This is a genomic window from Streptomyces sp. NPDC043861, from assembly GCF_056435905.1.
On the sequence record NZ_JBWKDP010000005.1, the window covers coordinates 242,294 to 259,384 of the forward strand.

The window sequence follows — 17,091 nt, forward strand, 5'->3', positions numbered from 1 at the left end:
GACCGATGCTCAGCCCGGTGCGCTCGGCAATGCCCTTGTGCAGCACACCCCCCTTCCCCCCCCCCCCCCCCCCCCCTCCCCCTCCTCCCCCCCCCCCCCCCCCCCCCCCCCCCACGCCCGACTCGCCGTGATCCGCCGTCCGTCAGCGGACCGTGATGACCGTGTGCATGCCCTTCGCGGCGAGCTTGCCGCCGTCGACCGCGCTGCCTACCCAGGTGACCAGGGCCCACCTGCCGGGCGTGAGCGGCAACCCGAGAACGGTCGAGCGGCCGGGCGAGAGCGGCGGGGACCCGATGTTCGCCGACGGGTCGAAGGGCAGGTCGTTCCAGTCCGGCTCGGTGAAGAACTTCTGGACGTCGGCGTCCGTCTTGCCCGGGAACAGCTCGTAGAAGACGGCCTCGTTGACCTGTCCGGGCATGATGTTGACGAAGCGGACGGGCTCACCGGCGCGGAGGGTGCGTGGCGCCCGGAATCGGGGGCCGACGCCGGGAACGGTCTCCGAGACGACGGTCGCCCCGGCCGGCGCCGGCCGGCCCAGCGGGGTGCCCGAGACCGTGAGCGCTCGGATGCGTTCCTGCCCGGCCGGTACCGTGCCGTCCTGGAAGTCCCGGTACTCGAGCAGGTGATACGCACCGGGCCGCAGCACCGTGGTGAACGTCCCGGGCCTTCCCGGCAGGGTCAGTGCACCGCCCACCAGTTCGGCCAGTGCGGTCACCTCCTTGTTGCCCTCGACGACATCGGCCGGGTCGTCGGAGAACGCCTTGCGCAGACCGGCGCGGAACTCGTCGAGCGTGGCGCCCTCACGCAGCCGGATCAGCCCCACATGCCCTGACCTCGGATCGGTTGCGCTGACACGGAACGTGGCCGGGCCGGGATGCGTGGCACCGGGTGCGGTCAAGTCGCCGGAACCGGCCGTGACTTCGAGGACGGGCCTGGCGCCCTGCCCGGCGGTCTGCCGGACTGCCGGCCCCGGGGTCGCACCCACGGCCGGTGCGGCCGGGCCTGCGGCCACCAGCGTGGCCAGGACGAGGACAGCGGTGCGCAGCTTCTTGGTGTTCACGAAGAGCCTCCTCAGGCAGTGGAACTGATGTGGAAACGGCGGTGGTGCAGTGTGATCGCCGTGCAGGGACCGACGGGTTCGCCCGGCCGGGCGGACGGGGTCACGAGCGTGAACCCTTCCGGTCACAGCACTGGCCGCCCTGTGCGACCGCGGTGCGCGGGAGGGCGGGGCAGAGCGCGGCGCAGAGGACGAATGCCGCGACCACCCATGGCATCGCCGCCGACAGCGCGCCCGTCGGACCGCCGCCGCTCGCCGTGTGCCCGAAGAACACGGTGCCGATCACGGCGGCGCCGAGAGCACCGCCGAACTGCTGGGCCGTGGAGAAGATCCCGGACGCACCGCCCGCCATGTCGGCCGGTACGGCGGACAGCACGACATTGACCAGCGGGACGACCAGGAAGCCGAGGCCCGCTCCGGCGACGACCAGGCCGGGGACGAGCGGCCAGGCGCCGATGGGCGTTTCGTCGGAGCGGGTCACCGCGTACCAGACCCAGGCGAAGCCACCGGCCATCATCAGCGAGCCGGCGATCAGCACCAGCCGTCCGGCCCTGACGGCCAGGGCGTCGGCGGCCGGAGCCGTGAGGAAACCGCCGACGGAGAAGGCGACCGCGACGATGCCGGCCTGTGTCGGGGTGTACCCCTCGCTCCCCTGCAGCCAGATCGCGAAGACCAGGAAGAAGCCCTGCATACCGACCGCGAACAGCAGTTGCACGGCGGCACCCACCGAGAACGCCGGGAGCCGGAAGGCCCGGGCGGGCAGCAGCGGCACGGTCCAGGCGCGGCGCCGCGCCTCGACGAGCGCCAGCGCGACGACGGTCGCCGCGCCGGCGGCGAGGCAGATCCAGCCCCACGCCGGCCAGCCGTTGGCGCGCCCCTGGACCAGCGGCAGCACCATGGCGACCAGGCCACCCGCCAGCACCAGACTGCCCAGGACGTCCGGACGGCCCGCCGAGCGCTCCCTCGTCGCGGGCACCAGGAGGGCCCCGGCGGTGAACGTCACGACGGCGACCGGCACGTTCACCAGGAACACGGAGCGCCAGCCCCAGCCGAAGAGATCGGCGTCGGTGAGCACACCCCCCAGCAGCAGCCCGATCGCGGAGGCGAAGCCGGCGACTGCTCCGTACACACCGAAGACGGCGCCCCGTTCCCTGCCGTGGAAGAGCGTGCGGAAGGACCCTAGGACCTGGGGCATGAGCAGCGCGGCCATGACCCCCTGGACCGCGCGGGCCGCGATCAGCTGCCCCGGGGTCTGTGCGACGCCGCAGGCCAGGCTCGCGACACCGAAGCCCGCGGTACCGCCGAGGAAGAGCGCCCTGCGGCCGTACCGGTCGCCGAGATGCCCGGAGACGATGAGCGTCGCGGCGAAGCCGAGCAGGTAACCGGAGACCGTCCACTGCAGTGCGCTCGCGGAGGCACCGAGGTCGCGGCCGACGGAGGGGATCGCCACGTTGACGATCGTCACGTCCAGCAGGTCCATCAGAGCGGCGACCATCATGACGGCGGCGGCGGCCCAGCGGCGCGGGTGGAGTGCCGCGGGCGGTGCGGCGGTGGTGCCGGTCGTTGTGGTGGTCATCCCGACTCCCGTGGATTCCGAGGTGCATATTTATTTCGTTCGACCTAACGAAAGACTTGCACAGACCACCTGGGCACACAAGTCCTTCGTTCGCTCGAACGAAATATTTTGCTAGGCTGACCCCATGACCGGGGACGACAGCTCACGACGGGCCGATGTGATCGCGGACCTGACCGCCACGGGCCGCGACACCAGCGCGGCGGCCGTCGCCTTCCACACGGCGATCGCGGCCAAGCAGGGCCTCGGCCCCACCGAGACGAAGACCCTCGACCTCCTGCAGCGGCACGGCCCCCTCACGGCCAAGGACCTCGCCGAACGCTCGGGCCTGGCCCCCGCCTCGGTGACCGGGCTGGTCGACCGCCTCGAGGCGAAGGGCTACGTCCGCCGTGTGAAGCATCCGACGGACAAACGCCGGGTGCTGGTCGAGTCCCGGCCGGAGAAACTCGCCGAGCTCGCCCCGCTCTTCGAGGACTGGGCGCGGGAAGTGGCCGCCCTCTACGAGGAGTTCACGACGGAGGAGCTTGCGGTGGTGACCCGCTTCCTGAAGGGGTCGAACGAGCGCCAGCGCGCCGCGACCAGGCGTCTGCACGACTGACCCGCGCACCGCCGAGCCCCTCGCACCGCCCTCACGGTCCTCCCGCACCTCGTCGGTCCGGAGTCGGTCGCCGGCACGGCTCGGGTGCGGCCCGGTGCGCGGGTGGACATCGTCGCGACCGGCCTGCTGTCGCAGCGTGGTGCGGGCCGGGGCGCTCCGGCCCGAGCACCACGGACCGGCTCAGGGCGTACATGGCTACGGAGTACTCACCGAACGCCGCCACGGACCCCGCACAACTACCGCGCGCCGTACACCCGCTGGGGCGGCTCGGCCGACGCCAGCAGTTTCAGTGCCGCCTCCCCCGCCTCGGCAGGTGTCCAGCGGGAGCCCCGGTCGGCGGTGGGGCCGGGCCGCCAGCCCTCCATGACGGTGATGCGGCCCGCCTCGGCCTCGAAGACACGGCCGGTCACTCCGGCCGAGGCCATGGAGCCGAGCCAGACGACCAGCGGCGAGACATTCTCGGGAGCCATTGCATCAAAGGCACCCGGCCCGGACGGCGCCGCCATCGCGCCGGCGAAGGTCTCCTCGGTCATCCGGGTGCGTGCCGCAGGGGCGATGGCATTGACCTGGATGCCGTAACGGGACAGCTCCGCGGCCGCGACCAGGGTGAGAGCGACGACGCCCGCCTTCGCCGCGCTGTAGTTGCCCTGGCCGACCGAGCCCAGCAGGCCCGCTCCGCTGGATGTGTTGACGACCCTGGCCGCCACGTCACGGCCGGCCTTCGCCTCGGCGCGCCAGTGCGCCGCCGCGTGCTTCAACGGCAGGAAATGGCCCTTCAGATGGACGCGCATCACCGCGTCCCAGTCTTCCTCGTCGAGGTTGACCAGCATCCGGTCGCGCAGGAAGCCCGCGTTGTTGACCAGGGTGTCGAGTCGACCGAAGGCCTCGAGCGCGTCCGCCACCAGCGACCGGGCCCCCTCCGCGGTCGTGATGTCCCCGCCGTGCGCGACCGCCTCGCCACCGAGCGCCCTGATCTCCTCGGCAACCTGCTCCGCGGGTGTGACGGAAGCACCGGAGCCGTCCGGGCCGACCCCCAGGTCGTTCACCACGACCCTCGCCCCCTCCGCCGCGAAGGCCAGCGCATGCGCCCGCCCGAGCCCCCGGCCCCCGCCCGTCACGATCACGACCCGGCCCGCACAGATCCCGGAAGCACGCTCAGCGGCCATCTCGACTCTCCTTGTTGACAGTTGCTGCATCCAGAAATGCGGGACGCTCGCCGCCCCCGTGCATCAGCAGTGAGGCCCCGCTGACATAGCCGGCCCGCTCCGACGCAAGGAACACCGCCGCTTCCCCGATCTCGTCCGGCTCGGCCAGCCGGCCGAGCGGCACGGTACGGCCGACCGCCGCGAGCCCCGCCTCGTCGCCGTAATGCAGATGGGACAGCTCCGTGCGGACCATCCCGGGCACCAGCGTGTTCACCCGTACCTCCGGCGCCCACTCCACCGCCATCGATCGTGCGAGGCTGTCCAGTCCCGCCTTCGCCGCCCCGTACGCGGCCGTGCCCGGCGACGGCCGCGTCGCGCTCACGCTGCCGATCATCACGACGGAGCCCCGCACCGCGCGCAGATGTGCGTATGCGGCCAGCGATGCCGTCATCGGTGCCACCAGGTTGAGTTCCACCACCCGTGCGTGCCCCTGCGCCGGTGCCTCGCCCAGCAGCCGGTAGGGCGTTCCTCCCGCATTGTTGACCAGGGTGTCGAGTCGCCCGTGGCGCCGTACGACCTCGGTGAAGAAGTCACCCACGGCGGCCGCGTCCCGCAGGTCCAGGGACGCGAAGCGTGCGGTCCGCCCGGCGGCTTCGACCGGCGCGGCGGGCGGCCTGCGGGCGCAGACGACGACCTCGGCCCCCGCGGCCAGGAACGCCCGAGCGATCCCCGCACCGACGCCGCGCGTGCCGCCGGTGACGACAGCGACCCTCCCGTCCAGCTCCATCGGCTGCTACCTTCCTGACACAGCATCACCTAACAAACGTTTGGTGGAAAGGTAGCTGATCCGTCCATGGGTGTCTCCACCGCAAGCCCGGGGAAGGGCGTCTGCGTCGTCACGGTCGACTTCCCGCCCGTCAACGCCCTGCCCGTCCAAGGCTGGTACGACCTGGCCGGCGCCATCCGCACCGCCGGCCGCGACCCGGAGATCCGCTGTGTCGTCCTGGCCGCCGCCGGCCGGGGTTTCAACGCGGGCGTCGACATCAAGGAACTTCAGCGCGACACCTCGCATCACGCTCTCATCGGCGCCAACCGCGGCTGCTACGAGGCCTTTGCGTCGGTCTACGAGTGCGAGGTGCCCGTCGTCGCCGCCGTCCACGGCTACTGTCTGGGCGGCGGGATCGGCCTCGTCGGAAACGCCGACGCGATCGTCGCCTCCGACGACGCGACCTTCGGGCTGCCCGAGCTGGACCGGGGCGCGCTCGGTGCGGCGACCCATCTCGCCCGGCTCGTTCCGCAGCATCTGATGCGCGCCCTGTACTACACCTCGCGCACGGCGACGGCAGCGGAACTCCACGCCCACGGCTCGGTGTGGAAGGTCGTACCGCGCGACGGGCTTCGCACCGCGGCCCTGGAACTGGCCGGCGAGATCGCTAGGAAGGACGGCCATCTCATCCGGCTGGCCAAGGCAGCCATCAACGGCATCGACCCCGTGGACGTCCACCGCAGCTACCGCTTCGAGCAGGGTTTCACCTTCGAGGCCGGTCTCGCCGGGACCGCCGGCCGGGTGCGTGACACGTTCGGGAAGGAACAGCAGCCGTGACCGACAAGACGATGACGACGGACGAGGTGGTCTCCCGTCTGCGCAGCGGAATGACGATCGGCATCGGCGGCTGGGGCTCACGCCGCAAACCCATGGCCCTGGTCAGGGCACTGCTGCGGAGCACGGTCGGCGACCTCACCGTGGTCTCGTACGGCGGCCCCGACGTCGGCCTCCTCGCCGCCGCGGGCCGCATCCGCAAGCTCGTCGCACCCTTCGCCACCCTCGACTCGATCCCGCTGGAGCCGCATTTCCGCGCCGCACGCGAGCGCGGCGCCTTCGAGATGACGGAACTCGACGAGGCCATGTTCATGTGGGGTCTGCACGCGGCCGCCAACCGGCTGCCGTTCCTGCCGGTCCGGGCGGGTCTCGGCTCGGACGTCATGCGCGTCAATCCCGGACTGCGGACCGTCCGGTCCCCGTACGACGACGAGAGTGCCGGTGAGGAGTTCGTCGCCGTCCCCGCCCTGCGACTGGATGCCGCGCTCGTCCATGTGAACCGTGCCGACCGGCTCGGAAACGGCCAGTACCTGGGCCCCGACCCCTACTTCGACGACCTCTACTGCGAGGCGGCGGACGAGGCGTACATCTCCTGCGAACGGCTCGTCGAGACGGCCGAGCTGACCAAGGAGGCCGCCCCGCATACCCTCCTCATCGGCCGGCACAGCGTCACCGGCGTCGTCGAGGCCACCAACGGCGCGCACTTCACGTCCTGCGCCCCCGACCACGACCGCGACGAGGCCTTCCAGAAGCTGTACGCGACCATGCCCTGGCCGGAGTTCGCCGGGCGCTTCCTGTCCGGCCCGGACGAACACGCCTACCGGACGGCCGTGCAGGCCTGGCACGAGGAGCAGCGATGAGCCCCACGGCAGGCGTCGGCCACGCCCCGATCCCCGCGCCCACCCGGTCCGAGTACTGCGTGATCGCCTGTGCCGAGGCATGGCGCGACAACGGCGAGGTGCTGGCCAGCCCGATGGGGCTGATTCCGTCGATCGGCGCGCGCCTCGCCAAGTGCACCTTCTCCCCCGATCTGCTGATGACGGACGGCGAGGCCATGCTCGTCGGCCTCGACGGCACGGTCGAGGGGTGGCTGCCGTACCGGCGCCACCTCACCATGGTCACCGGCGGAAAGCGGCACGTCATGATGGGCGCGAGCCAGATCGACCGGTTCGGCAACCAGAACATCTCCTGTATCGGGGACTGGGCCCGGCCTGCGCGCCAGCTGCTCGGGGTTCGCGGCGCCCCCGTCAACACCCTCAACAATCCCGTGAGTTACTGGGTGCCACGGCACTCCCGCCGTGTCTTCGTCGAGAAGGTCGACATGATCAGCGGGGTCGGCTACGACCATGCGGCCGGCGCGCGGTTCCACCGCATCCCCCGTGTGGTGAGCGACCTCGGGGTCTTCGACTTCGCGACCCCGGACCGCTCGATGCGGCTGGCCTCGTTGCACCCGGGCGTCACTGTCGAGCAGGTCGTGGAAGCCACCGCTTTCGACCTGACGATCGGTGACGACGTCCCGTCCACCCGTGCCCCGGCCGAAGCCGAGCTGCGCCTCATCCGTGAGGTCCTCGACCCGGCCGGCACCCGGGACCGAGAGGTCAGGTCCTGATGGAGACGGCACTCACCAGGCTGGTCGGAGTCGCACATCCCCTCGTCCAGACCGGCATGGGCTGGGTCGCGGGCCCCCGGCTCGTGTCCGCGTCCGCCAGGGCAGGGGCCCTCGGCATCCTCGCCTCCGCCACCATGACGACCGAGCAGCTGCGGCTGGCCGTGCGCGAGGTCAAGTCGCGCACGGACGCGCCCTTCGGGGTCAATCTGCGTGCCGACGCCGGGGACGCCCGGGAGCGGGTGCGGATCATCATCGACGAAGGCGTACGCGTCGCCTCCTTCGCCCTCGCCCCCTCGCGTGAACTCATCGCGGAGCTCAAGGAGGCGGGCGTCGTCGTCATCCCGTCCGTCGGCGCCCGCCGCCACGCAGAGAAGGTCGCCGCATGGGGAGCGGACGCGGTGATCGTGCAGGGCGGCGAGGGCGGTGGACACACCGGTGACGTCGCCACGACCGTGCTGCTGCCCCAGGTCGTCGACGCGGTCGGCATCCCGGTGGTCGCTGCGGGCGGCTTCCACGACGGGCGCGGCCTGGTGGCCGCACTCGCCTACGGAGCGGCGGGCATCGCCATGGGCACCCGCTTCCTCCTCACCTCCGACTCGACGGTTCCCGATGCCGTCAAGGCCCGGTACCTGGCCGCGTCCGTCAAGGACATCACCGTCACCAGGGCCGTGGACGGGCTCCCGCACCGCATGCTCCGCACGGACCTCGTCGACGCCCTGGAACGGTCGGGCCGCATCAGGGCTCTGCTGCACGCGGCGCGCAGCGCCGCCGGGTTCAGGAAGCTCTCCGGGCTGTCCTGGGCCGCCATGGTGCGCGACGGTGTCGCGATGAGACACGGCAAGGACCTGTCCTGGAGCCAGGTCCTGCTCGCCGCGAACACCCCGATGCTCCTGAAGGCGTCCATGGTCGACGGCCGTACCGACGTCGGTGTCATGGCGTCGGGGCAGATCGCGGGCGTGATCGAGGACCTGCCCAGCTGCGAGGAGCTCGTCGCCCGGGTGATGTCCGAGGCCGAGTGTGTGCTCCGCACCCTGCAGACTGCGGCGGCGGGGGCGAGTCGGCCCGCTCGCCCCTGACGGGAGTTCCGGTGCGCCTCCCGCCCCGCTCACCCGACGCACCCTGCTGAGCGCTGCACGGGCCGGCCGCGGGTGCTGCCGCTCTCGTGGCCCTCGTGTCCGCCCAGGGCAGGTGCCGCACAGCTGCGGCGCGGCGGTGTCCGCCTGATCCCGCACTCGGGGTGCGATCAGGTCCGCCGGCCCCGGACGGCCACCGCAAGGGCGACGGAGAGGGGCCCGGCGCGGCCGGGACGGTCGGGGACGATGTGCCGCGCGGGCCGGCCCGAGACCGGTGTCGTCAACGGCGGGGTCCGGGCGGCGGGCGGCCGTCGGCCTCCGCGTCCCGTTCGAGATCGGGTTCGGGTTCGGGTTCGGCGACGAGGACGGACTGCCGGACGGAGCCGCCGCGGCCTCCCGGGCCGTCCACGGGCTACAGCCCGTCCGCCAGGAACGGCCCGTCCGCCAGGAACGGCCGGACGGAGCCGCCGCGGCCTCCCGGGCCGTCCACGGGCTACAGCCCGTCCGCCAGGAACGGCCGGACGGAGTCGTCGCGGCCTCCCGGGCCGTCCACGGGCTACGGCCCGTCCGCCGGGAACGGGCCGTCCGCACGGACGACGGCCGCGGTCGGCCCCCGCGATCCCGTCCGGGCTGGGCCGGCAGGGCCACCCGGTGCCGGAGGGCTACCTGGCGGCAGGCCGTCGGCCTCCCCCACCGCCACGGGCGGCGCCGGACGCGTGGCCTCTGCCCTGGGCGCGGCCGCCTTCGGCACGCCCCGCCCGGCCACGCCCCGCCTGGCTGCGTCCTGCCTGGCCACGAGTGGTGCCGCTCTGGGCACCCTTGCGCTTCGGCCGCGACGGCGCGGCGGCCTGCTGCGGCTGCGGCACGTCGATGGTGACGGCGACACCGGACGGCTCGCGCGCACCGGTCAGCCGGGCGAGCTCCTCGTCGCTGGACTTCACCCTGGCCGTCCGCGGACTGATGCCCGCGTCCGACATGAGCCGGGTCATCTCGCGCTTCTGCTCCGGCAGCACGAGCGTCACGACGCTGCCCGACTCGCCTGCACGAGCGGTTCGACCGCCTCGGTGCAGATAGTCCTTGTGATCCGTCGGCGGGTCGACGTTCACGACGAGGTCCAGGTCGTCGACATGGATGCCGCGAGCCGCGACGTTGGTCGCCACCAGGGCGGTGACGTGACCGCTCTTGAACTGGTCGAGGGTGCGGTTGCGCTGCGGCTGCGAGCGGCCGCCGTGCAGCCCGGCCGCCCGTACGCCGCTGGCGAGCAGCCGCTTCACGAGCCGGTCCACGGACCGCTTGGTGTCCAGGAAGAGGATGACCCGGCCGTCACGGGCCGCTATGCGTGTGGTGACCGCCTTCTTGTCCGTCTCGTCGGCGATGTACAGCACATGGTGGTCCATCGTGGTCACCGCGCCGGCGGACGGGTCCACCGAGTGCACCACGGGGTCACTGAGGAACTGCTTCACCAGCCGGTCGATGTTGCGGTCCAGCGTGGCCGAGAACAGCATCCGCTGCCCGCCCGGCTCCACCTGCTTCAGCAGCGCGGTCACCTGCGGCATGAAGCCCATGTCGGCCATCTGGTCGGCCTCGTCGAGCACGGTGATCGCGACCTGGTCCAGCCGGCAGTCACCGCGTTCGATGAGGTCCTTCAGCCGCCCGGGCGTCGCCACGAGCACCTCGGCACCGCGCCGCAGCGAGCCCGCCTGCTTGGTGATCGACATGCCTCCGACGACCGTCGTCAGACGCAGATTGACGGCCGTCGCATACGGAGTGAGGGCATCGGCGACCTGCTGCGCAAGTTCACGCGTGGGCACGAGGACCAGGGCGAGCGGCGCGCCGGACTCGGCTCGCCGACCGGCGGTGCGTGCGAGCAGCGAGAGACCGAAGGAGAGGGTCTTGCCGGACCCGGTTCGTCCGCGGCCCAGGAGGTCGCGGCCCGCGAGGGAGTTCGGCAGGGTGGCGGCCTGGATGGGGAACGGCTCGGTCACCCCCTGGGCGACCAGGGTCTTCAGCAGGGCCGCGGGCATGTCGAGCTCGTCGAACGCCTCGACTGGGGGCAGTGCGGGTGTGACGGTTTCCGGGAGGGTGAATTCCCCCACGGGCGTGGCCCTGCGGGCGGGGGCCTTCGCGGAAGTCCTCGAAGCGGGCTTCGGGGAAGTCCTTGCGGCCGCCCTTCCGCGGGAGTCCGACGGGCGCTTGCGGGCCTGGCCGGCGTTGGGGCGTTCGGGACGAGTCATCGGGGGAGTACCTTCCTGGACCTCATGAACAGCACAAACCGGGACCCGCACCACCAAGGCGCGGGTCCCGGCTGCGAGCTACGCGCTCCGGGATCAGGCGGGGACGATGTTCTCCGCCTGCGGGCCCTTCTGGCCCTGGGTGAGGTCGAAGGAGACCTTCTGACCCTCCTGGAGCTCACGGAAGCCCGAGGACGCGATGTTCGAGTAGTGGGCGAAGACGTCGGGGCCGCCGCCGTCCTGCGCGATGAAGCCGAAGCCCTTTTCCGAGTTGAACCACTTCACGGTGCCGGTGGCCATGCTGTATCTCCTGATTAGGTAGAGGCCCCATCCCGGAGACTCCGGAAAACAAAAATGCGCCTGACGAACATTTCCCGTCAGGCGCACATAAAGTTCATGGGTACCAAAACTGCAACCCTGCGACAGTAGCACACTCCGGCCTCGGGACCCTGCGAAAGCATGGCCGGGTCCTCCCACAGCATGGTGATGCACGTCATCAAGCACACCGCCCGTGCCGCAAAGGTCCGGTTGCGGCCTCCCGGGGAGCGTGCCGGTGCTTGAATGCGCGACATGACAACAAAGATCGACAAGCCGTGGGGACTCAGCGTGTTCGGCTCGGGCAGCGTTCTCGCGTCGCCCGAGTTCGCCCGTCTGAAGCTGGAGGTGGATCTGCTCGCGCCGACCCCGGACAAGGCCTTCGACAAGGCCAACACCGCTGTCGCCGCAGTGCGTGAAACCCTCCGCGGACACGGCATATCCGATGCCTCGGTGTCCGGCTCGCAGCTGAGTCTGAGTTCCGCGTACGACGGGTACGGCGCCGGCCGCACCTTCCTCGGCTATCGCTGCCAGGCGGCTTTCACCGTCGAGACCTCCGCGTTGGACGGGCTCCAGGAACTCATCGTGGACGCGGTGGACGCGGGCGCCAACCACGTCGAGGAGGTCGCGTTCGATGTGCGCGACAAGCCCGCCCTGCGTGACGAGGCGCGCCGCAGGGCCGTCGAGGCGGCCCGCCGCAAGGCGGCCGTGTACGCCGAGGCGGCGGGCGTGACGCTCGGCCCCGTCGTCCATGTCGAGGACGTGGACCCGGAGTCGGTCTCGCCCTACGCCCGCGGTCACAGCCCGAGCGCGGGCGGCCGCGGGCAGGCCCACCTCGCGCCGGGCATGGTGGAGGTTGCGGCAGGGGTGCAGCTCGGGTTCTCGCTGATCGGCTGATCGGCGGTCCGTCCGGCTCCGCTCAGAGCCGCTCGATGATCGTCACGTTCGCCTGGCCGCCGCCCTCGCACATCGTCTGGAGCCCGAACCGGCCGCCCGTGCGCTCGAGTTCGTGCAGCAGTGTCGTCATCAGCCTGACGCCGGTCGCGCCCAGCGGGTGGCCGAGGGCGATGGCGCCGCCGTTGACGTTGACGCGGGCGGGATCGGCTCCGGTCTCCTTGAGCCAGGCGAGGACGACCGGGGCGAAGGCCTCGTTGATCTCGACGAGATCCATGTCGTCGATGGACATGCCGGTCTTCTTCAGCGCGTGGGCCGTCGCGGGAATGGGGGCCGAGAGCATCCGGATCGGGTCCTCGCCGCGGACCGAGAGGTGGTGGACACGGGCACGCGGGGTGAGGCCGTGGTCGCGGACCGCCCGCTCGCTCGCGAGCAGCATCGCCGCTGCGCCGTCCGACACCTGGGAGGAGCAGGCCGCGGTGATCGTGCCGCCCGGCACGACCGGCTCGAGGGCCGCCATCCTCGCCGGGGTCGTGTCGCGGCGCGGGCCCTCGTCCACGGTCACGTCCCCGTACGCGACGGTCTCGCGTGCGAAGCGCCCCTCGTCGATCGCGCGGATCGCCCGCCGGTGGGAGGCGAGGGCGAACTCCTCCATGTCGAGGCGGGAGATTCCCCACTTCGCGGCGATGAGCTCGGCGCCGTGGAACTGGTTGACGGGCGCGTCGCCGTAACGGGCGCGCCAGCCCTGCGAGCCGAGGAACGGCCCCTCGGTCAGCCCGAGCGGCTCGGCGGCCTGTCGGGAGGCGAAGGCGATCGGGATCTGCGTCATGTTCTGTACGCCGCCCGCGACCACGAGGTCCTGCGTTCCGGACATGACGCCCTGGGCGGCGAAGTGCACCGCCTGCTGCGACGATCCGCACTGGCGGTCGACGGTCACGCCGGGCACTTCCTCGGGCAGGCCCGCCGCCAGCCAGCAGGTGCGGGCGATGTCACCGGCCTGGGGGCCGACCGTGTCCAGACAGCCGAAGACGATGTCCTCGACGCCGGCCGGGTCGATGCCGGACCGCTCGACCAGGGCCTTCAGGACATGTGCGCCCAGGTCGGCCGGGTGCACGGCGGCGAGGCCGCCCCTGCGCCGGCCCACCGGGGTGCGTACCGCTTCGACTATGTAGGCCTCCGCCATGGCAACTCCTCGGTCGGCTGGGGGGTCATGTCATGTGTCGCGTACGGAGATGCCGTCCAGCACCATCGACAGATACTGACGGGCGATCTCGTCGGGGCTGTGCCCGCCGCCCGGCCGGTACCAGGACGCCGCGACCCACACGGTGTCGCGGACGAACCGGTAGGTGAGCCGGATGTCCAGGTCCTCTCGGAAGGCGCCCGCGGCGACCCCGCGCTCCAGCGTCCCCAGCCACGCCTTCTCGAACTTCTGCTGCGAGTCGGCGAGATAGTGGAAGCGCGGCAGCTCGGTGAGGTGCCTGGACTCCTTCTGGTAGATGGCGACCGCCGCGCGGTGCCGGTCGATCTCGCGGAAGGATTCGGTGACCAGGGCCTCGATCGTCTCCCGGGGCCCGAGCCCGGCAGCGAGGACGGCGTCGTAGCCGGCCCAGAGTTCGTCGAGGAAGGTGGAGAGGATCTCGTCAAGCATCGATTCCTTGGAATCGAAGTGGTAGTAGAGGCTGCCCGCGAGCATGCCCGCCTCGTCCGCGATCCTGCGGACGGTGGTGGCGTTGTAGCCCTGCGCGGCGAACACCTCGGCGGCGGTGCCGAGCAGTTCGCGGCGGCGCTCGGGTGAGGCGGTCACCTGGGTCTTCTTCTTGGTGGTAGGCACGTGTCCATTCTGGTCCTGCCCGGATCTATGCGTGCTGGGAGCTCACCGAGATCGTCTCGCCGGTCATGTACGAGGAGTAGCCGCTGGCGAGGAAGACGATGACGTTGGCGACCTCCCAGGGCTCGGCGTACCGGCCGAAGGCCTCACGTGCGGTGAGTTCCTCCAGCAGCTCCGCCGAGGTGACCTTCACCAGGTGCGGATGCATGGCGAGGCTCGGCGAGACCGCATTGACACGGACCCCGTACTCCGCCGCTTCGAGCGCTGCACAGCGGGTGAGGGCCATGACGCCCGCCTTCGCCGCGGCGTAGTGGGCCTGGCCCGCCTGGGCGCGCCAGCCGACGACGGACGCGTTGTTGACGATCACCCCGCCGCCGTCACCGCCGTGGAAGGCGTCGCGGAAGGCCCTCAGGGCGGCGCGTGTGCAGCGGAACGTACCGCCCAGGGTGACGTCGAGGACGCGACCCCACTGCTCGTCGGTCATGTCGGCGAGAGCGGCGGTCCCCCCGAGGCCCGCGTTGTTGACGACGACATCGAGGCGGCCGTGGAGTCGAACCGCCGCGTCGAAGAGGACCTGCACCTGGGCCTCGTCGGTGACGTCGCACGGCAGGGACGCGACCGCGTCCGCCCCGAACTCCCCGGCGAGCGCCCGCTCCGTGTCCTTGAGCCGGCGTGTGTGCGCGTCGCTGATCAGCACACGCGCACCCTCCTCCAGGAAGCGGCGCGCGGTGGCCCCGCCGATTCCGGCTCCGGCGGCGGCGGTGATGACGGCCGTGCGGCCCTCCAGCAGCGCGTGGCCCCCGACGTACCGAGCCTTGTTGTCCGTCACAGCGGCAGGCTAACCTACCAAACACTTGTTAGGGAAGGTGCACGGAGAGGGGAGCGGGCACTCATGGACCTGACGCACACGGCGGCCGAGGACGCCTTCAGGGCACTCGCCCGTGACTGGCTGCACTCCCATGTCCCCTCCGGGCCGCTGCCCTCGCTGGAGACGGAGGAGGGCTTCGCCGCGCACCGCGAGTGGGAGGCGGAGCTGGGCGCCGGCCGCTGGTCGGCCGTGTCCTGGCCCCGGGCGTACGGAGGCCGGGGCGTCGACATCTTCCACTGGCTGGTGTTCGAGGAGGAGTACCACGCTGCGGGCGCTCCCGGCCGGGTCTCCCAGAACGGCATCAGCCTGCTCGCCCCGACCCTCTTCGACCACGGAACCGAGGAACAGCGGACGCGCGTACTGCCGCCCATGGCGACGGGCGAGGTGATCTGGGCCCAGGCCTGGTCGGAGCCGGAGGCGGGCTCGGACCTGGCGTCGCTGAGGTCCCGGGCGGTGCGGACGGAGGGCGGCTGGCTGCTCACGGGCCAGAAGACCTGGTCGTCACGGGCGGCCTTCGCGGACCGGGCGTTCGGCATCTTCCGCACGGACCCCGACGCGGCCAGGCCCCACCACGGCCTGACATACCTCATGTTCGACCTGCGTGCGCCGGGTGTCACCGTGCGCCCGATCAGGCGCCTCGACGGCAAGCCGGCGTTCGCCGAGCTGTTCCTGGACGACGTCTTCGTACCGGACGCGGACGTGATCGGAGAGCCGGGTCAGGGCTGGCGTATCGCCATGTCGACGACCGGCAACGAACGCGGGCTGATGCTCCGCTCCCCCGGCCGCTTCCTGGCCGCCGCGAACCGCCTGGCCGAGCTGTGGCGTTCGGCCGGAGACCTCTCCGACACCGCCCTGCGCGACCGTGTCGCGGACGCGGTGATCGGCGCACGGGCGTACCAGCTCTTCACCTGTGCCCACGCCTCACGCTTCGCCGCGGGCGGAACCATCGGCGCCGAGTCCAGCCTCAACAAGGTCTTCTGGTCGGAGTACGACATCGCCCTGCACGAGACCGCGCTCGATCTGCTGGGCGGAGAGGGCGAGTTGGCGGACGGGCCCGGCGGGTGGGCGGAGGGGCACGTCTTCTCGCTCGCCGGGCCGATCTATGCGGGCACGAACGAGATCCAGCGCGACATCATCGCCGAGCGGCTGCTCGGCCTTCCCAGAGGACGCCGGTGAGGGCGGGGCGACGGGCGCGGCCCCTCGCCCCTGGTGCGTCCGCACCCGCACCCCCGTCCGGCACCGTCCCAGGAGGAGGCGCCCCGTGAAGTTCCTGCCGACCGACGAGCAACAGACGTTCGCCCGTGCATTGGACGCCATGCTGTCGGCCGCGGACACAGCCGCGGTGACACGGGCCTGGGCCGCCGGTGACCCCGGGCCCGGACGGGCCCTGTGGACCAGGCTGGCGGATGCCGGGGTGTTCGCACTGGCCGTCCCCGAGGCGTACGAGGGTGTCGGGCCGCTCCCCGTCGAACTGGCCATCGCGTTCGTGGAACTGGGGCGCCATGCGGTGCCGGGACCGCTCGTGGAGACGGCAGCCGCTGCTGCACTGCTGACGGAGCTGGGCGATCCGGCCCCGGCGAAGCGGCTCCTGCCGGCCATCGCGGCGGGCGAGGTGACGGCGACACTGAGGCTGCCGGGCTCGGGGACGTACGCTCTGGACGCCGATTCGGCGGCGTACATCCTCGTGGCCGGCCCGGAGACCGACGGGCCGGCCGGGGACGGACCACCAGGAGACGGACCGGCCGGGGACGGGCGGCCGTTCCGGCTGCGTGCCGCACGCGGGCACGGGCCGGTGCGGGCCTCGGCCGATCCGGCGCGGCGTCTGGCCGTGCCCGACCGGGACGGTGAGGTGCTGGCTGCCGGGCCGGACGTGGTGTCCGCGGCGCGGACGGCCGGTGACTGGGCCCGGCTCGCCACGGCCGCGCAGTCCCTCGGCGTCGGGCTCGCCCTGCTGGAGCGAACGGTCTCCCACGTCAGGCAGCGCACCCAGTTCGGTACCGCGATCGGGTCGTTCCAGGCGGTCGGACACCGGCTCGCCGACACCCTCATCGCGCTCGAATTCGCCCGTCCCCTGGTTTTCGGGGCGGCGCTCTCCATGGCCCCCGGCGATATCGCCGCGGCCAAGGTGGCGGCCGGCGAGGCGGCCTACACCGCTGCCCGCACCGCACTTCAGCTGCACGGTGCGGTCGGCTACACGGAGGAGCTCGATCTCTCCCTGTGGCTGCGCAAGGCACGGCCCCTGCGCGACGCATGGGGCACCCCGGCCCAGTGCCGGGCCGCCGTGCTGGCGGCCTGACCGC

Annotated in this window: 17 protein-coding genes; 8 read left to right on the forward strand and 9 right to left on the reverse strand. The window is 72.1% G+C overall.

The window, feature by feature from the left end:
* Positions 1 to 142: 142 nt before the first annotated feature.
* The gene (locus tag AC068D_RS14620; protein ID WP_478823360.1) at positions 143 to 1,060 is read right to left on the reverse strand and encodes a hypothetical protein; all 918 of its coding nucleotides are present in this window, start codon (positions 1,058 to 1,060) and stop codon (positions 143 to 145) included.
* A gap of 100 nt (positions 1,061 to 1,160) precedes the next feature.
* Positions 1,161 to 2,633, reverse strand: a complete 1,473-nt coding sequence (locus AC068D_RS14625; protein ID WP_478823361.1) for an MFS transporter — start codon at positions 2,631 to 2,633, stop codon at positions 1,161 to 1,163.
* A 124-nt stretch (positions 2,634 to 2,757) separates the two neighbouring features.
* Between AC068D_RS14625 and AC068D_RS14630 the strand changes: the two genes are divergently transcribed.
* Positions 2,758 to 3,228 carry a MarR family winged helix-turn-helix transcriptional regulator gene (locus AC068D_RS14630; RefSeq protein WP_478823362.1) on the forward strand — a complete coding sequence of 157 codons (471 nt, stop codon included), beginning with the start codon at positions 2,758 to 2,760 and terminating at the stop codon, positions 3,226 to 3,228.
* A gap of 236 nt (positions 3,229 to 3,464) precedes the next feature.
* Here AC068D_RS14630 and AC068D_RS14635 read toward each other — a convergent pair whose 3' ends face one another.
* Both AC068D_RS14635 and AC068D_RS14640 read right to left on the reverse strand, forming a co-directional pair.
* Positions 3,465 to 4,394: an SDR family oxidoreductase gene (locus AC068D_RS14635; protein WP_478823363.1), complete on the reverse strand. Its 930-nt coding sequence runs from the start codon at positions 4,392 to 4,394 to the stop codon at positions 3,465 to 3,467.
* The gene (locus AC068D_RS14640; protein WP_478823364.1) at positions 4,384 to 5,160 is read right to left on the reverse strand and encodes an SDR family oxidoreductase; all 777 of its coding nucleotides are present in this window, start codon (positions 5,158 to 5,160) and stop codon (positions 4,384 to 4,386) included. The genes AC068D_RS14635 and AC068D_RS14640 overlap by 11 nt, the downstream gene beginning before the upstream one ends.
* 66 nt (positions 5,161 to 5,226) lie before the next feature.
* Between AC068D_RS14640 and AC068D_RS14645 the strand changes: the two genes are divergently transcribed.
* Genes AC068D_RS14645 through AC068D_RS14660 form a run of 4 tightly spaced genes read left to right on the forward strand, consistent with a single transcriptional unit; the run spans position 5,227 to position 8,658 of the window.
* Positions 5,227 to 5,976 carry an enoyl-CoA hydratase family protein gene (locus AC068D_RS14645; RefSeq protein WP_478823365.1) on the forward strand — a complete coding sequence of 250 codons (750 nt, stop codon included), beginning with the start codon at positions 5,227 to 5,229 and terminating at the stop codon, positions 5,974 to 5,976.
* Complete coding sequence (locus AC068D_RS14650) at positions 5,973 to 6,833, forward strand: CoA transferase subunit A (RefSeq protein WP_478823366.1); 861 nt, start codon at positions 5,973 to 5,975, stop codon at positions 6,831 to 6,833. The genes AC068D_RS14645 and AC068D_RS14650 overlap by 4 nt, the downstream gene beginning before the upstream one ends.
* Positions 6,830 to 7,582, forward strand: a complete 753-nt coding sequence (locus tag AC068D_RS14655) for a CoA-transferase subunit beta (protein ID WP_478823367.1) — start codon at positions 6,830 to 6,832, stop codon at positions 7,580 to 7,582. Before AC068D_RS14650 ends, AC068D_RS14655 begins: the two co-directional genes overlap by 4 nt.
* Positions 7,582 to 8,658: an NAD(P)H-dependent flavin oxidoreductase gene (locus AC068D_RS14660; RefSeq protein ID WP_478823368.1), complete on the forward strand. Its 1,077-nt coding sequence runs from the start codon at positions 7,582 to 7,584 to the stop codon at positions 8,656 to 8,658. Before AC068D_RS14655 ends, AC068D_RS14660 begins: the two co-directional genes overlap by 1 nt.
* 659 nt (positions 8,659 to 9,317) lie before the next feature.
* Here AC068D_RS14660 and AC068D_RS14665 read toward each other — a convergent pair.
* On the reverse strand, positions 9,318 to 10,889 hold the full coding sequence (locus tag AC068D_RS14665) for a DEAD/DEAH box helicase (RefSeq protein WP_478823369.1): 1,572 nt from the start codon (positions 10,887 to 10,889) through the stop codon (positions 9,318 to 9,320).
* 93 nt (positions 10,890 to 10,982) lie between these two features.
* Entirely contained in the window at positions 10,983 to 11,186 is a 204-nt protein-coding gene (locus AC068D_RS14670; RefSeq protein ID WP_478823370.1) for a cold-shock protein, read from the reverse strand.
* Between the two features lie 270 nt (positions 11,187 to 11,456).
* On the opposite strand from AC068D_RS14670, the gene AC068D_RS14675 reads away from it, so the two are divergent.
* Entirely contained in the window at positions 11,457 to 12,098 is a 642-nt protein-coding gene (locus AC068D_RS14675; RefSeq protein ID WP_478823371.1) for an SIMPL domain-containing protein, read from the forward strand.
* A 22-nt stretch (positions 12,099 to 12,120) separates the two neighbouring features.
* Here AC068D_RS14675 and AC068D_RS14680 read toward each other — a convergent pair whose 3' ends face one another.
* The 3 genes from AC068D_RS14680 to AC068D_RS14690 are packed head-to-tail and all read right to left on the reverse strand — an operon-like array spanning position 12,121 to position 14,752.
* Positions 12,121 to 13,278 (reverse strand): acetyl-CoA C-acetyltransferase, encoded by a 1,158-nt coding sequence (locus AC068D_RS14680; protein ID WP_478823372.1) that lies wholly within the window; start codon positions 13,276 to 13,278, stop codon positions 12,121 to 12,123.
* 30 nt (positions 13,279 to 13,308) lie between these two features.
* A complete protein-coding gene (locus AC068D_RS14685) occupies positions 13,309 to 13,926 on the reverse strand; it encodes a TetR/AcrR family transcriptional regulator (protein ID WP_478823373.1) in 618 nt (205 codons plus the stop codon).
* Positions 13,927 to 13,951: 25 nt separating this feature from the next.
* The gene (locus tag AC068D_RS14690) at positions 13,952 to 14,752 is read right to left on the reverse strand and encodes an SDR family oxidoreductase (protein WP_478823374.1); all 801 of its coding nucleotides are present in this window, start codon (positions 14,750 to 14,752) and stop codon (positions 13,952 to 13,954) included.
* A 63-nt stretch (positions 14,753 to 14,815) separates the two neighbouring features.
* Between AC068D_RS14690 and AC068D_RS14695 the strand changes: the two genes are divergently transcribed.
* A complete protein-coding gene (locus AC068D_RS14695) occupies positions 14,816 to 15,967 on the forward strand; it encodes an acyl-CoA dehydrogenase family protein (RefSeq protein WP_478823375.1) in 1,152 nt (383 codons plus the stop codon).
* A gap of 85 nt (positions 15,968 to 16,052) precedes the next feature.
* A complete protein-coding gene (locus AC068D_RS14700; protein WP_478823376.1) occupies positions 16,053 to 17,087 on the forward strand; it encodes an acyl-CoA dehydrogenase family protein in 1,035 nt (344 codons plus the stop codon).
* The last annotated feature ends 4 nt before the right edge of the window (positions 17,088 to 17,091 follow it).

Excerpts from the sequence above, each read along its gene's own strand:
- AC068D_RS14625 (WP_478823361.1), bottom strand. The coding sequence starts at position 2,633 with ATGACCACCACAACGACCGGCACCACCGCCGCACCGCCCGCGGCACTC.
- AC068D_RS14630 (WP_478823362.1), top strand. The coding sequence starts at position 2,758 with ATGACCGGGGACGACAGCTCACGACGGGCCGATGTGATCGCGGACCTG.
- AC068D_RS14635 (WP_478823363.1), bottom strand. The coding sequence starts at position 4,394 with ATGGCCGCTGAGCGTGCTTCCGGGATCTGTGCGGGCCGGGTCGTGATC.
- AC068D_RS14640 (WP_478823364.1), bottom strand. The coding sequence starts at position 5,160 with ATGGAGCTGGACGGGAGGGTCGCTGTCGTCACCGGCGGCACGCGCGGC.
- AC068D_RS14645 (WP_478823365.1), top strand. The coding sequence starts at position 5,227 with ATGGGTGTCTCCACCGCAAGCCCGGGGAAGGGCGTCTGCGTCGTCACG.
- AC068D_RS14655 (WP_478823367.1), top strand. The coding sequence starts at position 6,830 with ATGAGCCCCACGGCAGGCGTCGGCCACGCCCCGATCCCCGCGCCCACC.
- AC068D_RS14660 (WP_478823368.1), top strand. The coding sequence starts at position 7,582 with ATGGAGACGGCACTCACCAGGCTGGTCGGAGTCGCACATCCCCTCGTC.
- AC068D_RS14665 (WP_478823369.1), bottom strand. The coding sequence starts at position 10,889 with ATGACTCGTCCCGAACGCCCCAACGCCGGCCAGGCCCGCAAGCGCCCG.
- AC068D_RS14670 (WP_478823370.1), bottom strand. The coding sequence starts at position 11,186 with ATGGCCACCGGCACCGTGAAGTGGTTCAACTCGGAAAAGGGCTTCGGC.
- AC068D_RS14675 (WP_478823371.1), top strand. The coding sequence starts at position 11,457 with ATGACAACAAAGATCGACAAGCCGTGGGGACTCAGCGTGTTCGGCTCG.
- AC068D_RS14680 (WP_478823372.1), bottom strand. The coding sequence starts at position 13,278 with ATGGCGGAGGCCTACATAGTCGAAGCGGTACGCACCCCGGTGGGCCGG.
- AC068D_RS14695 (WP_478823375.1), top strand. The coding sequence starts at position 14,816 with ATGGACCTGACGCACACGGCGGCCGAGGACGCCTTCAGGGCACTCGCC.